Below are 15933 nucleotides of genomic sequence, written 5' to 3'. Positions count from 1 at the left end.
TTTTTGGCGCCGAAATGTCTAAACTGAATTCCGAGCGCCTTAATTCCTTTGGTTCTGCAAGTATCCCGAAACTGGTCTTGCAGTTCTCGGTTCCTGCGATCATCAGCATGCTGGTAAACGCCCTCTACAACGTAGTGGACCGTTTCTTTGTGGGGCAGGGCGTAGGCAGTCTCGGTATCGCAGGCATCACGCTCTGCTTCCCGATTTGCCTGTTCATGATGGCCATGTCCATGATGGTGGGCGTAGGCGGCAACACGCTTTTCGCAATCCGCCTCGGGCAAAAGAAGTATATCCAGGCAAGCATCATTCTGAACAATTCCTTTTCGCTCCTGATTCTGATGGCAATTGGAGCGTTCACGCTGGGCGAAATCTTTATGGAGCCGCTCTTAAAGCTGTTTGGCGCAAGCGAGCAGACCTTGCCGGTGGCCAGCAGCTACATGCGCATTTTACTGTGCGGTGCTGTATTCCAGACAATCGCCCCCGGCATGAACCACTTTATCCGTTCGATGGGCCACCCCAAAACGGCCATGTTCCGCGAAATCGTGGGTGCAGTCACGAACATTATTCTCGACTACCTCTTTATCATGAAATTCCACTGGGGTATCGAGGGCGCCGCCTGGGCAACCATCAGTTCGCAGCTGGTGGCCTCGGCCTTGATTACGCAATTCTTTATCAAGAAGGGTACACCTATTCGCATTCGCTGGCGCCACATGAAATTGCGCGCCGCCTATGTCCGCAAGATTTATATTCTCGGTTTGCCGCCTTCTGTAATGCAGATTTGCAACAGCTTGATGAATGCGATTTTGGCCTGGAGCCTAACCACTTACGGAAACATCAGCGTCAAGACAACTGGCGCGCTTTCGGGTGGCGACATGGCAATTTCTGCATTCGGAATCACCAACAGCATCGTTTCGATTATCATTTTGCCGCTTCTCGGATTCGTTCACGGCACACAGCCGATTATCGGCTACAACTACGGCGCACGACTCAACAACCGCGTCAAGGAAACACTCAAGTTTGCCTTCATTTATGCAGGCGGATTTATGTTCGTGACTTGGGGCATTCTCATGTGGCAGGCAGAAACCTTTGTGACGCCTTTCGCACCAAAAGACCCCGAACTTATCAAACTTTCAGCCTGGGCCATGCGCATTTTTGCGGCAGCCTTCTTTATGATTCCCTTCGGCATGGTGTCGGGGAACTTTTTCCAGGGTACAGGAAAAGCGTTCAGGGCTATGTTCCTGAACGCTTGTCGTCAAGTAATTTTACTTATTCCGTTCTTGCTGATACTGCCCCACTTCTTTGAACTCAAGGGCGTATTCATGGCGCAGCCCATTGCCGACACAGGTGCGGCTTTCATTGGGTTGGCCATGCTTTGGCATGAACTAAAGAAACTGCATTAACGGACATTCACGCGGCGGGTTTCGCGGGCCACCTTCACGATGTACGAACCCGGTTTGAGGTTCGGCACCACCGTTTCAGCACCAGCGGTAACGCCCTGACGCACCACACGACCCTGCAAATCCATAACCGCAAACTTGGCTGCAGATTTGGTCGCAGTAATCGTGAGGGCCTGCGGCAGATTGTTCTTCACAGTAAAGCTTACGCCTGCAATATGGGCAACAGGCTTGATTGCATCAGTACCGATACGGAAAGAGGCTACTTTCTTGGTCTTACCTTCGATAGTTACAAACAGAGTGTAACGGCCACCCGGCAAAGCCATCTTAGACAGATCAACCTTGGGCGAAGCGATATTCGTAAGGTCTATGCCGCCCTTATAAACGCCCGGAGTAGAAATTTTATCAAAGCCGTCTACAGCAGTGCCATTGCTATTTGAGCCAATAACCAACGTATACGAAATCGGCAACGTAGTCATTTCAGGATTATTGCAGCAATAGGACTTTTCCGCAGCACCGGCAATTGCAGAGGAGCAGTCTCCGCCGCCCGTTTTCGCATAACACATGCAATATTCGGTTTCAGACGGATTTGACGTATTCCTTTTTGCCTTTGTCGAAATAGCACTCTTCTCCATTTCCGCCATAAAGATATTCGTTCTAATCTGAAGATTGCTCATAGTGGTGCGTCGATCGCAGAAGAAGATATCCAAGTCGTACTGCTCACCCGTCACCAGCTTACCGCTTGCGCCTTCGAACTCATCGAGGTCTACATAACCCGGAGCATCCAAGTGGACGCCACCCAAGTCAATGGCCAACTTATTGTCGATAAACACCCAAATGTCATCGCTACCGCGAGCATTAAAGCGGAGTCCCGGCTTCTGGATAAACTTGGTGTGCGTTTCCTGACAGAAATGGTGGTTGCGCTTGCCTGTCCAGCGATAGGAATTTCCTGATGCGGGTACATAAGCTCCCTGAATCGGGGATTCCGTACCTTCTTCATAGAATTGCCACCCTTCGGGGGCGTCTTCAGGACAGCCCCAGCCTAGCACACAGTTGTCCGGACGTGTTGTCGGCAACTTAAGAGCAGCTTGAACAAATTCTTCGGTGGTTGCACCATTATCAAACTGTCCAGAGCAATCGCGTCCCTTGCTCCAACCCGGGCCTTTGCACAACAAATCAAATACGGGAACACCCTCAAGAGAATCGAGTTTTCTAAGCGAAGGACCATAGAAAACCGGGCCCTCCGCATCGTACAGAGTTCGTGCGACAGCAAGAGGAGTTTGATTAGGATCAGCCCGCAAAGTCCCTTCATCAACTTTACCTTCTACTGGGAAGTACCCACCCTGAGTCTTTGTATTGGGCGAAGTGAAGAAATCTGAATTAAAGGACCACCAACCATTCTCTGTACGCGACAGCGGCAGGTCATAGCAAGTCTTTTCGTTTACATTTTCAGTATAATTGAACAGCTGGTTAAAGTACTTTTCGTCAATAAAGCACTTTTTGCCCTCAGCAGACAATTTCGGTTTTTTCGTTGTCGGATCCAACGTAGTTTCTACAACTCCCGGAGTCACGCCAATACAGTTATTAACTGCAGCCAGGGCATCCTTGGCAGCAACATCCTGAGCACCCAATTGGCAACCTTCACCACCCGCAGAATAACAAGAGAAAGCCGGGTGCAAATTAGCGTCAGAATCGTAAATAATCGTCGAAACTACATAAGAACAAACACCTTCGATACCAGCAACGAGAGAAGCGGTTTCGTACCAACCACTTTCGTTTGTCTTTTGCGCCTCATCGGGCACAAAGTACAAAGTATCACTCTGATACAATTCAAAAACCATACCCAAAGGAATCGGCGTCGGTGAGGCTGCCGTTTCCCAGTTGCCATTCATGCCGAGCATGTCTTCGCGATCTACATCGTCATCCCTCAGAAGAAACACGTTGTCAGAAACCGGGCCGTCGGCAAACGTATACGAGAACCAGCCGCACCGATTCGGATCAGCCCTCATAGGCACAGCCGTTTTGCCACTATCCAAGCTAATCATCGGAACGGCAGCAAGCCATTCCTCCATATCAGTCGGAATCACCACATTGAATTGCTTTGGGCCAGCCCATGCCGCAGAACACGCCAAAGCGGCACCAGCCATAACAAACAAACATCTTTTCATACGGACCTCCTAATTATTCCATAATGAACAAGCAAAATATATAAGAAAAGCCTATATACTGCAAGTTATTTTTTACAAGGTAACCAAAAATGCAAAAAGATGTAACGCCTGTTACATCTTGTCGCTCTAAGAAAATCTCAACTAGTACAATTTCTTCATGTCAGTCAGCTCGCCACCTTTTTCATGGAAAAGTACAAGCGAACCGCCTTCCATTTTCTTGAAAATCTTTGTGAGCTTTCCGATGGCATCATTTTCTTCGAAACCGATTTCATTATAAGCGGTTTCCCCAATGACAAGTCCGATGTTAATCATTTCAGGGGATTTACGGCGCAAATATTCCAAGAATTCTTCGTCGCTGTTAATAATATCGGTTGCAGTCGGTTTTTCCAATTCCGACGGATCACGTGTGCTTACCAGCAACGGATACATATTATCCGTGATAACTTGTTTGGAGTTCAGATAAAAAGTATTGCCCACGAACAGGCTAATGGAGTCGTTCAGCACTTGGCGGACTTCGAGCATAATGTCACTCTGCGACGAAGCTTCCTGGATTTCGAGCTTGGATGGTCCGCAAGCCATAAAGGCAAGCGATATCGTAGCAACGGCCATAAGGGCAAATTTTTTCATGTTTTCTCCTTTTGGCATTGCAATAGGCAACGCCAGTAATCCGCCCTTTAATATATAATTTATTTATGTAAAATGCGCATTGCACGCTCTATGAGCTCGGGTTTTAGCTCAAAAATGCGGCTCAAGGTCTCAACGCGTGCAGATTCGTCAATTTTTTCGATACGAGAACCATTTGCATCGCGAGTCACGAGGTTGCCTTTCTGATAATAGTACTGCACACCACGCTCACGGTCCAGGCGGTTAAGCACCGGATAAGTCATCATTTCGCGGTAAAAACTTTCATTCCAGTGCTGCTTGAATTCTTCGACAGAGACTCCCTCGACAGGATATTCGAAGCGGAGCTTCATTGGCGCTCCCGCACCGCCCGTCCATAAGGCCATGCTGTCCACTGTCGGGCGGTCCAGCCTTACCGTATTCGGGACCAGCGGGAAAAAGGCTGTGCCCTTGCCTTGCGGAGGCGGCAAGGGAATCGGGAGCGGGTCAAAAATCAGGTAGCCCGGATCGAAGAGATATTCAGTAGGAAGTAGGAAGTTAGAAGTAGGAAGTGAATAGAGAGAATCGGGATCGGGCAATATTAATGCGCAGTGGATATTCTTTTCCTTGCGCTTGTGGCCCATCACCAATCGTGGCGAAAGCCCCATATCCTTGAACACTTGATACAAGTGCCATGTCATGCTAAAGCAGGTACCGCCGCCCATCCAGGCATCTACATCATTCTGAAAGCTATCATCGAGCTTTTGCGCGGCTGTGGAACTTCCCGTGGATTCCAGACGAATAATCTTCGTCAGGTTCTCGTAGGTGACTTTGGACAACTTATCGCAGATGTCCTGAATCTTTTTCCACAATTCGGGCTGCATGGTTCAAATGTAGAAATCACAACAAGAAAGCTGATGCTGAACCAAGTTCAGCATGACTAGAAAAGCATCAAGATGCCGTCGACGCCGAGGACAGTCACGCAAGCGACCACGGCAACACCCACCAAGCCAAGGCCAAGGAGCGAAGCAACAACAGCCGCCACCAGGGCACAGGCACCCGAAAGCTTACTGTCGGTCGAATAGAGAATCGCAGGCACGGTCATGGCAGCAAGCACCGTGTACGGCACATACGCCAAGAAGGATCGCCAGAAACGACTCTTGATTTTGCCCTTCAAGAGTACGAACGGCACCGCACGCAGCAAATAGGTAACGCCCGCCATCACAAGCAAGAACAGGAAGTAATCTCTTAAGTGCATGATTCCTCCTCGTCCTTAACCGGGAAGATTGCCGCTCCCACGAGCGAGGCCACGAGCGCACAGATAATAATCGCAAAGCCGACCGTCACACCGCTCAGCGCAGGAACGTACTTGAAAGCAAGGCTGCAAGCAATTGCAATCAGTACCGCAACCAAAGTCGGGCGGTGCGCCTTCATTTGCGGCACAACAATTGCCACAAACATTCCGTACAAAGCAACGCCCAAGGCATTCGTCACAACGCCAGGCAAAATTTCGCCACAAATGGCACCGCACAAAGTACCCGAAGACCAGCCGATATACGGGAGAACCATGAGGCCAGCAAAATAACGCGCCGTCACAGGTTCACTCTGGCTTACAGCAAGCGCATAAATTTCATCGGTAATTCCCGTTGCCAGCATCAGGCGCTTGAACGTACCGAACGAGGGCGCCACCTTTTGCGACAAAGAAATCGCCATCAGACTATAACGCAAATTGATAAAGAACGTGGCAATCGCCATCTCAATAAAAGTCCCCGCGGCATCGGACATAATCTGCAGCCCCGCAAACTGCCCCGCCGAAGTCAAGTTCGTCATCGAAATAAAGGTGACCAGCGGCCAAGAAAGCAACTTGGAGCCGGCGATTCCGAACGAAAACGACACGGCAAAGTAGCCGAGACCAATCGGAAGTCCGTCTTTTACACCATTTGAAAATTTCATGCGCGCAAATATAGGAAATTTTCGTCAAAAACGTATGCAGATATATAAATTTATGCATAAAGAAAATCCCCGCAGCGTGGGTTACACGTCGCAGGGATTACTTTTTTAGGAGGGTACAATTACTTCACAACGATTCTTGCCGAGCGCGTTTGAGTCTTGCTAGAGACTCGCACCATGTAGTTACCTCGTTCCAAGCTCGCAAGGCTAAAGCCCTTGGAGCCCGCAACCGGTTCATAGAAGGCAAGCACCTCATGACCGCTCATGTCGAACACCTGAACACGCACTATCGCAGGGCTAGACTGAACCACCGTCAGCAGGTTGTTCGCATAGCCGAACTTGAGCATGTTTTGAGCAACATTCACGCTCGTGGTTCCACCACTCGAACTGCTTGCAGGAGGTTCAACACTGCTAGAGCTTGCGGGCGGCACAACGCTACTGCTGGACACAGGAGGTGTTACACTGCTGCTCGATGCAGGAGGCACGCTAGAACTGCTTGCAGGAGGCACGACACTGCTGGAGCTTGCAGGCGGTACAACGCTGCTGCTGGAGACAACCGGAGGTTCGGAGCTGCTGGATACCACAGGCACTTCAGAGCTGCTGCTTACCACAGGCGGTTCAGAGCTGCTGCTTACCACAGGCGGTTCGCTAGAGCTGCTTGCAGGAGGCACAACACTGCTGGAACTTGCAGGCGGAACCACGCTACTGCTGGATACAGGAGGCGTTACGCTGCTGCTCGAGACAGGAGGTTCGCTAGAACTGCTTGCAGGAGGCACAACGCTGCTGGAGCTTGCAGGCGGATTCGTTCCACAAACGGACTTGTACTGGGCAACATAGGTTGCGGCACCCGTCACGTCTGCGAATTCCTTATCCCACTTGTCGAACTTAAGGGTGCAATTACCGACAACTGTATCCGGAATCGTCGGGGCAACAATCAGGTTCGCCTTTGTTCCGTATTCGTACATAGCCGAGGTCCTTACCGTTACGCCATCGTAATTCACAAACTTAATTGCGTACTTGCGGATGGTCGAATCGAATTTTGCCTTATATTGAGCGTTTGCCGTTACAGCAACCACATCTGGCGTCCAACCAGCGAACCTGTAGTCGTACTTGGCAGAACTTGCCTTTGCAGGGTTTGTATCACCATAGGTAGGAACTTCTCCCTTATTGTAGTTCGATTTACGCAATTCCTTGCCATCATCGCCCAACCAAGTCACCTCGAACTGTTCGTTACATACCTTTTCATAAACCGTTTCATAACTAACATGTCCAGTTACATCGGCAAGATCCGGAGACCACTTGACAAAGCGGTATTCGCAATCGCCAATCGTCGAACCCGATACGGTAGGCACGTTCACATCCTCAGCCTTGGTTCCATAAGGATAGAATTGATACGACACCCATTCATCGCGAAGCGTATCATGGAACTGGACAAAATACTCACGAGTTTGACAAACTCCAGAATGCGTCGCCACATATTCCATATCACTCTTGACGGTATCACTTTCGCCAGCGACTCTTACCCACTTGTCAAAGTCATATTCGCATTCCGGAGTATAAGTCTCAGGACCATATTTGGGAACATTTACAACCTCGTTGTAATAGTATGTATATTCGTTCCATACATTGCCAGCACTATTCTTGAACACCACCGTAAAGGAGCGTTTCATATTGCCGTAAAGAACCTTGTAAGTCACATTTCCGGTCACTTCGCTCAGAGCCGGCGTCCAGCCCGCAAAAGTGAATGCATAGTATTCATTCGAAGGCTTTTCAGGAACTTCGGGAACCACAATATTTTCTACCGGTGTTCCGTACTCGTATTCCTTAGCGGTACCAAGCGGAGATCCATCTTCATTGACGAACGTGACCGTATATTTACGGACCTTACTTGTATAGGTCGCCTTGTACTCCACATCTCCAGACACCGCCGCAATTGCAGGCGTCCATCCGTTAAAGGTGTAGTCATACTGAGCCGTAGATTCCTTTGTCGGCGTTCCGTCATACGAGGGGATCTGTCCTGCAGCATAGTTTTCCGTATGCAGGAGTGTTCCGTCTTCATCACGCCAGGTGACCACGAATTCATCATTCGGAACGTAATGCGGTTTGTAGGTCACATCTTCAGTCACAGTTGCAACCTCAGGAGTCCAGCCCGCAAACTTGAATCCCGAATTGATCGGAGCCGTAGGCAGATTAATATCTGATGTCGGCGTGCCGTATGCATAATCCGCCGATTCAAGCACAGCGCCATCCGCACTTTCAAAGGTAATCGTGTACAGCCTCGGAGAAACCGTATAAGTCGCCCTGTATGTCACATTTCCTGTAACAGCCTTCAAGTTCCAGCCCGCAAAAGTATAGACCTCCGATTTTGTCGGACTCTTAGACGGCGTTTCAGGAACTGCAATATCTTCAGGTTGCGTTCCATACGGGTAAGAAATCGCATCTTTAAGCTCCGAGCCATCTTCATCTTCAAAGGCAACTTCATAACGGCGCAATGTAGAATCAAACAATGCAGTATAATTTATCGATCCCGTTACCGTCGTAATAGAAGGCGTCCAGGCATTTTCGGCTATCGTGTTATAAGATTTGATACCATTCCACGAGTAACTATACTGAGCCGTAGAATCCTTCGTGGGCAAATCATTTTCATAGCATTCATCCGGATCATTTTCGTAACAATAGCGGATTGTATCTCCATAACGATACCAGCTGGTAATATCACTCCACTTACCATTATCATTCTCGTTCAGGAGTTTACCATTGCCATCATAGAAATTGATCCTATATTCAATATTAGCGACATAGGTTCTATTTTCCGACACCGTTTGCAAGCCATTATAGCAGTTCAAATTAGTTATCTGAACTTCTTCCCATTCTATGCATTCCTTACCGCCATCGACTTTGCAAACCCAATCTGTATAAGAGTTTTGAATACACCATTTGTCACTATAGCGGAATTCACCCGTTTTATTGGCAATAACCTCAGCCTCGGTCGGTGCATCCGTTATGGTTTCACCAAATTCATACTCCTTTGTCTTCAATACCGTTCCATCATCGTTTAGGAACACGATTGTGTATTTCTTCGGAGTCTGTTTAATCTTTGCAACATATACGGCAGGACCTGTCACCTTGACAATTTCCTTATCCCATCCATCTTCAGGATTCCAACTGTAGCTGTATTGTTGATCATCCTTCCAAGACGGATCAATTTCATAGCCTTCGTATTTAGGCATAGAATCTTTTTCGACTTCAGCCTGCCACAAGATTTCATTTCCGTCCATAAAGGTAATCGTATACTTATTATCAGGCGATCTATAAGTCGCAAGGAATGTCATCGGCCCAGTCAAGCGATCGCCTTCTTTAATTTCTGGCAACCACCCCATAAATTCATATGCCGAGTCACTATAGGATTCACGAGTCGGATTTGCCGGTTTGACAATTTCGCTAAGTAACGTTCCTTCAGGATAATACTTCGAACTCTCTCCATCAACATCGATTGAATATCCATCGTAATCCACAAAGCGAACTTTATACTCAGCGCTATATTGAGGAACAAATACTACATCACCCGTTACGCTATCTTCATCGGTAAGCGCCGGCGACCAACCTGTAAATTCGTAATTAGCATCCTGAGAATATTTGTTTGGTTGCCAGTACGGCGGAGTGATAGCGCTATACAAGGTTCCATATTCGTAATCATCCGAATACATTCCCCCACCTTCAGCATCCACAAAAGTCACCCTGTAATAACGTGTATTCTCATCAAATTGGGCCGTGTAAGTCATATTTGAATACGCATACCTCTGGAAATAGGGATTCCATCCAGAGAATCGGTAAGTAGACCTCGCAGTAGGAGCTTTCTCAGGAGAATAATAATCCACATAACTTCCATAAGGATATTCCTTGGTCAAAAGAACGGTTTCCCCATCGTCATCCATAAATGTAATGGTAATCATGACAGGCATTTTACACTTATATTCAGCCGAATACGACCGATCACGCGTCGCAGGGAATAAGCCATAAACGTCTTCATCCGTTTCATAATCATAAGATACCCACCTGTCAAAGATGTATTCCTTACAAGATTCATCCGGATCCCTGGTAAGGTCCCCCTCGTATACAGGCGTCTTCCCGTATTCCACAAGCGTATCCGACCAATCTTTTGCCGTACTAAAGCTTATCCAGAATTTACGCGGTTGCTTGGTGAATGTGGCCGTATAGGCCACATCCTTAGTCGCCGGGACAATTTCAGGAGTCCAATCCACGACATATTCAAACTTATCGTCTGACATTTCTTCTGCAACGCTATCAAGCGAGAAGGCGCCATCATATTCGGGTTCATCCCCTTCGGCAACCATTACAGAATCAATCAGATTTTCTCCGTAATAGAACTTCGCAACATAAGTCGGCTTATGGAGACACTTGATGTTATCCAGTTCAAAAATACCTTCGCCCATCATGTCGCTCCAAATGAACTGCTTAGCCTGCTTAAAGGCTACATCTGCATCGACCGTACCATATTTCAGTTTGTTAAGATAAATCGTAACAGTCTTCCAGTTTTCACTTGAATCAACATAAGTCCTCACACTATTGTAATCAACATCAAGGACGCTTTCCACTTTGAATATGTGTTCACTACCACGATAGTCATATTGGATAGCATTACACTGCGACAAATCAACCGGGGTTCCTCCCGACGAAAGGGTTACTCCAACTCCAAGCCAGCCATCGCAATCGTAGCCACCTTTCCAACTGCATCTTCTCTTGTGCGCAACTTCAAGGGTTTTCGAACCATCGGCCTTTACAGAAACCGTCTTGGAAATTTCCGAAGAATAATGGTATTCGCTATCACTGTCATCATAGACGAACCATTCACCACCCTGTTTCGAGATTTCATCACCGTCTTCGAAATCATCGATTAACAATGCGTCACCCACGGCAATATTTGTTACAGGTGCTGCAGGTATAGGCACCGCTTTAAAGACAGCTGTATAAGTCACCGTATCTGTAACAGGTGCAGGCAATTTATCCCAACCGATAAACTCATAAGTATATTCAGCCGTAGGCATCTTTTCAGGGTTGCAATCTCTACACTCCGGGGTTTCACCCTTGCTCACCCATTCTGACCGGTAGAAATCTTCGGCCACAAAACGAGCTTCATAGCTATACACCGCCTGATAAACGGCGCGACCCGTAACCCGTTTCAATTCCGGATTCCATTTTTGCAGACTATAGCCATCATCATAAGACTTTGCAAGTTCCCTTACATCGTCATCATCAATATAACTGTCATATTCATACTGGATAGAATCGAGAACCGAACCGTCATCATCCTTAAAGACAATCCAATATTTGCGGTACTGCTCTTCAAAGAGAGCCATATACACTTTATTCTCATCCACTTCGTCTATATACCAACCATTCTGATCGCGCCAATCAGTGAAGATATAATCATACATCACCGACGATTCCTTGGACGGTTCGGCAGAACCCGTATATTCAGGGTAATCTCCCGCTTGGTATTCCTTTACTTCAAGAACACCATTTTCATCCACAAAGGCCACGGTATATATTTCAGCAGGATCACCATCCGCCGTCTCAGCAGAATAATTAGCGACATAAACCACATGACCAGACACATCTGAAACTTCGGGAACCCAACCTTTAAAGGTGTATACGATACCATTTTTAGATTCTCGGGTCGGATTTGCCGGGCGCACGATATCGCTTGCCTTTGTTCCATAGGCATATTCCTGACTGCTCAGGATTTCTCCATCAACATTGGCAAACTTGACCGTATAGATATTTGCCGTAGAATCATATACCGGATAATACGACGTTTCTCCTGTTACCGGAGGAAGATCTTGTATGTATTCTATCAAGCATATTTCTTCATCCCAATAATCACAATCATATTCATCGTCATCAGAACATTTTTTATACTCCACATAATCACAAGTTCGCGTTCCCCAGCCCTTAAAGGTGTAGGAATATCCAACAGTAGGAAGCTTTACCGGATTCACACCGGTATAACTCGGAACCGTTCCGTACGGCAAATAACTATACATCAGCTGATTTTCATTAGCATCGTAGAAGTAGACTTCATAACGACGGAGACTACTATCCAGCACAGCCTTGTAACTGGCATCAGCTGTCACAGGAGTAATTTCAGGTTCCCAGCCTCTAAGTTCATAATGATACCGATCCGTCTCTTCGAACCATCCATCATAAGAAGGTGTTTCTCCCTGAAGATATTTTTTTGATTGCAACAGTTCTTCGCCTTTATAGAACTTCACCGTATAAACAGGAAGGTTGACACAGCGAACATTGGCTATTTCAAGAGATCCCTGAGCAGACATTCCCATCATAGAAGGTGACGAAATTTTCCAGCTAAATGCCGCTACATTTTTAGCAACATCATCTGCAGCATCATCGCCAACCAAATCGGTCCATTTGATTCTTGCCGTTTGGAAAGATTGATTATAATACATGGCCGAATTCAGGCTTTTGGAATACGCTTGACCATTTCCGTCAATCACAGCAAACGACTGCGTAATCATCATCACCATCGAATTTTGCGGTTGCTTATAATCAAATCGAATTTCGGTACAACTCGACAAATCAATTGCATTTTGACTTTCATCTAGAAGCACTTTCGCTTCAACATAGCCTTCAGACATTTGCATCCCGTATGGATAATCCTTCGGCATTATAAAACCTGACGAAACCGTATAATCCAATTTAAGAGCCTTGACACCAGATTCATCTACAATAGATGTATCCAATGAAGATGTTTCAGCCTTTGAGAAAACCCATGGACCCAAATTGGAGTTATAGTCACCATCCGCAAAATCATCAATGATTACGGAATCACCAACCGCAATATCAAGCGGTGTTCCTTCAGCCCAAGCAGAAGCGCCTAAGCCAACGGTTAAAATAGAGCTAAGGATTGCGGTTTTCATGGTGGACCTCCGGGGTTTAGGTGAATTCCATGTTAAAACAACCTCAATATCGATTGCGAGAAATCGATATGTAAACAAATATATACCCGAAAATGAGACCCCGCGCTAGAAAAGACGATTTAGCCTAGTCCAAATTGGAATATTTTTATAACATTTCCGTAAGAAACGAAAGAACCCCGGCTAGACCGGGGTTCACGAAATCACTTGTCTTTTTGGACAAAAACGGCTTATTTAATCGAAATTCGGCGAATTAGGCTGTTAGAGCCTGCTCTCACGCGCACGATATAGTTGCCCTGACGAAGGTTTTCGAGGCTTACAGAGCCCTTTACCTGCTTAAAGCTTTCCACCGGGCGCCCCTGCATGTCGAACACGTCTAGACGGACCATTTCAGCACCCGACACATGGAGCGTGCGGTTTTCCACCATCAGCAGAACCGGGCTTGTCACAGATGCTGCGGCAAAGGTCGTCTGTTCGGTTACGGTAAGCTTGATTTCATACTTTTCACCATTGATAGTCAAGGTGTCCGCATACTCGCCAGGCCTAAAGTAGTCCGGCACCGTAGTTGCGGAAACGACATACTCATTTCCGGACTGCGCCATGGTCACGAAATGCAAGTGATAAGTATTGCGAACAGCCGTTACCACATTCCGGAACACGATTTCTTCAAATTTGCCGTTTGGCACCGCAAGCTGTTCTACGCTGCCAACCACCAACACATCGACATTCGAGGAGCTGCTAGATTCTTCAACACTGGAGCTAGATTCGACACTGGAGCTGGACGATTCCGGCTCAGAGCTAGAAGATTCCGGCACAGAACTGGAGGACACAACAGAACTGCTTGACGACTTCGGCTGAGAACTCGAGGATTCAACAGAGCTGCTAGAAATTTCGCTAGAAGAAGATTCGACGGAACTAGAAGATTCCGCACTAGAGCTAGAAACTTCTTCAGAGCTGGAGGATGCTTCGCTAGAGCTGGATACGACAGAGCTTGAGGACTCCACGGAACTGCTGGACTTAGGCGCCACAACCATCACCTTCGCTGTAGCAGAGGCATTGTTGTCCGGTCCAAAGATATCCAGCTTCAAAGTGTACTCATGGTCACGGAGGGTTTCCTTGACGGCACCGGCAAGCGTAATCGTCTTCGTAGACTTATCCATCTGCAAGTTGATGGTTCCTTCGGGAAGGCCGCTCGCCGCAATAGAATCCAAATATTGATAGCGGAATACAATCGGCAAAATGGAGTCACCGGCAACAACAGTCTGAGAAGCATTTTCCACCACTTCGATCGATGTCGTAACAGGCTTATGCTTGACGGTAATCTTACCCGTTGCAGTCGTATTCGAATCAACTCCGGTCACAGCCACCGTGTAGGTAAACTCATGATCGCGCAAGGATTCTTCAGAGGCACCCTTAATGGAGTACGTTCTAGCACTCGTATCAAGTACGCTACCAAAGCCTTTCGGAAGGCCAGACAATTTAAGACCAACCACATTGTCGTTAAAGCGATAGACAATTGGATTAATAGAATCGCCAGCAATAACGGTCTGGTTCGCATTACCACTAGTGAGTTCAAAGACGGTCACGCGCTTCACACTAGAGCTAGACGGAACAGAACTGGAAGAAGAGGCTACGCTGGAGCTAGATGACGCAGGCGTTGCAGAGCAGGCAGTATACACCTGATTACGAATCGGAGCAAAGACATTTTCATTTACCCATTTACCGCTTTCCGAATAATTCCAAGCGCCACCACTAAAATAGGAAGCAGTTTCATTCTTATTCGATACAGACCAGTTTGCACCTGACAGCTGATTTTTGGTCATCCACTGATACCAAGTGCTGCTATAATCTTTATTAAAACCACCATCGCCGCTCGGCGCAGAATTACCCCATTCGGTCACGAAGACAGAAAGTCCGCCTTGCATCGCCTTTTCGGCTCTAGCACCCTGGTCATCAGTCTTGTGACGATACGGGTCATCACCCGCATAGTAGTGGAACGAATATGCCACATTAGCATCATTGAGCGGTTCAACAAGAGCCGCATTTGTATACTGATCATAGTATGGAGTTCCCACCACAATCAGGTTGTCGGAATAAGTGCGAATGGTTTTGATAATCGTTTTTGCATACGGGACAATTTTTTCTTTCCAGTAGTTTTGTGCTCCGCTCAGGTCAAACCAGCTGTCAGAACAATTGTTCTTGGGCTCATTGTAGATTTCGAAAATCACATTGTCATAGCCGCCCCATTTTTCAGCCATATAGCTAAAGAACGACTGTGCGTTACTCGTAATCTGTTCTGCACAATGACTATGGAAATCAATAATCACATAGATATCGTTTTTAATGGCGGCCGTTACCACCGAATCCATTAAATTCCTATGGAAATTCGTATTCGTAAAATAGTTTCCGTTTCCATTTTGCCAGTCGCCATCAACACCGACAGGACCACGAATCAATTGGATATTTTGTTTTTCAACAAGTCCCGAAATCGTTGCACCGTTCCAATAAGCCGGACCTTCATTACCGCTAGCCATGCTCCAGAAGAGACTCATGCCCTGCACAGCAACTTCGTTCCCGGCGGTCACACCCTTGCAACTGCCATAGATACGACCGTGACCATCCGAATTCTTACCAGCCTGCAGCTGGCCGTATTGGCTCACCGGGCCAACGCGGGTCGGAGTAACGGCAGCAGAAGAAATAGAAATAAACCCTGCGGCAAGCACCGTAAGGCCAAAAAGATTAACGATTCTAGAAATTTTCATGTGTGTAAATTTAGCTTTTCAGAACTCATTTTCCACGTGATTGAAAGCACATAACAAATTGATAATGTTTACACACGTAGACTAACCACGCCAAATGCGGAAC

General features: G+C 47.1%; 8 protein-coding genes. 1 reads left to right on the top strand and 7 read right to left on the bottom strand.

The window, feature by feature from the left end:
- Nucleotides 1-14 precede the first annotated feature (14 nt).
- On the top strand, nucleotides 15-1400 hold the full coding sequence (locus QOL41_RS12795) for an MATE family efflux transporter (RefSeq protein WP_283430069.1): 1386 nt from the start codon (nucleotides 15-17) through the stop codon (nucleotides 1398-1400).
- Here QOL41_RS12795 and QOL41_RS12790 read toward each other — a convergent pair.
- From QOL41_RS12790 to QOL41_RS12760, 7 genes are all read right to left on the bottom strand, one after another.
- Complete coding sequence (locus QOL41_RS12790) at nucleotides 1397-3562, bottom strand: fibro-slime domain-containing protein (protein ID WP_283430068.1); 2166 nt, start codon at nucleotides 3560-3562, stop codon at nucleotides 1397-1399. The genes QOL41_RS12795 and QOL41_RS12790 overlap by 4 nt on opposite strands.
- Before the next feature lie 141 nt (nucleotides 3563-3703).
- Entirely contained in the window at nucleotides 3704-4189 is a 486-nt protein-coding gene (locus tag QOL41_RS12785) for a hypothetical protein (RefSeq protein ID WP_283430067.1), read from the bottom strand.
- Between the two features lie 59 nt (nucleotides 4190-4248).
- The gene (locus QOL41_RS12780) at nucleotides 4249-5046 is read right to left on the bottom strand and encodes a hypothetical protein (RefSeq protein WP_283430066.1); all 798 of its coding nucleotides are present in this window, start codon (nucleotides 5044-5046) and stop codon (nucleotides 4249-4251) included.
- A gap of 56 nt (nucleotides 5047-5102) precedes the next feature.
- Nucleotides 5103-5420, bottom strand: coding sequence for an AzlD domain-containing protein (locus QOL41_RS12775; RefSeq protein ID WP_072799784.1), 318 nt, complete (start codon nucleotides 5418-5420; stop codon nucleotides 5103-5105).
- Nucleotides 5411-6115 (bottom strand): AzlC family ABC transporter permease, encoded by a 705-nt coding sequence (locus QOL41_RS12770; RefSeq protein WP_283430065.1) that lies wholly within the window; start codon nucleotides 6113-6115, stop codon nucleotides 5411-5413. The genes QOL41_RS12775 and QOL41_RS12770 overlap by 10 nt, the downstream gene beginning before the upstream one ends.
- 119 nt (nucleotides 6116-6234) lie before the next feature.
- Nucleotides 6235-13071, bottom strand: coding sequence for a T9SS type A sorting domain-containing protein (locus tag QOL41_RS12765; RefSeq protein ID WP_283430064.1), 6837 nt, complete (start codon nucleotides 13069-13071; stop codon nucleotides 6235-6237).
- Nucleotides 13072-13298: 227 nt separating this feature from the next.
- Nucleotides 13299-15830 (bottom strand): cellulase family glycosylhydrolase, encoded by a 2532-nt coding sequence (locus QOL41_RS12760; protein WP_283430063.1) that lies wholly within the window; start codon nucleotides 15828-15830, stop codon nucleotides 13299-13301.
- Nucleotides 15831-15933 lie beyond the last annotated feature (103 nt).

The sequence above is a fragment of the Fibrobacter sp. UWB10 genome (assembly GCF_900182935.1).
GTDB lineage: Bacteria > Fibrobacterota > Fibrobacteria > Fibrobacterales > Fibrobacteraceae > Fibrobacter > Fibrobacter succinogenes_O.
The sequence above is the reverse complement of the archived record's forward strand: the minus strand, read 5'-3'. Positions and strand labels throughout refer to the sequence as shown.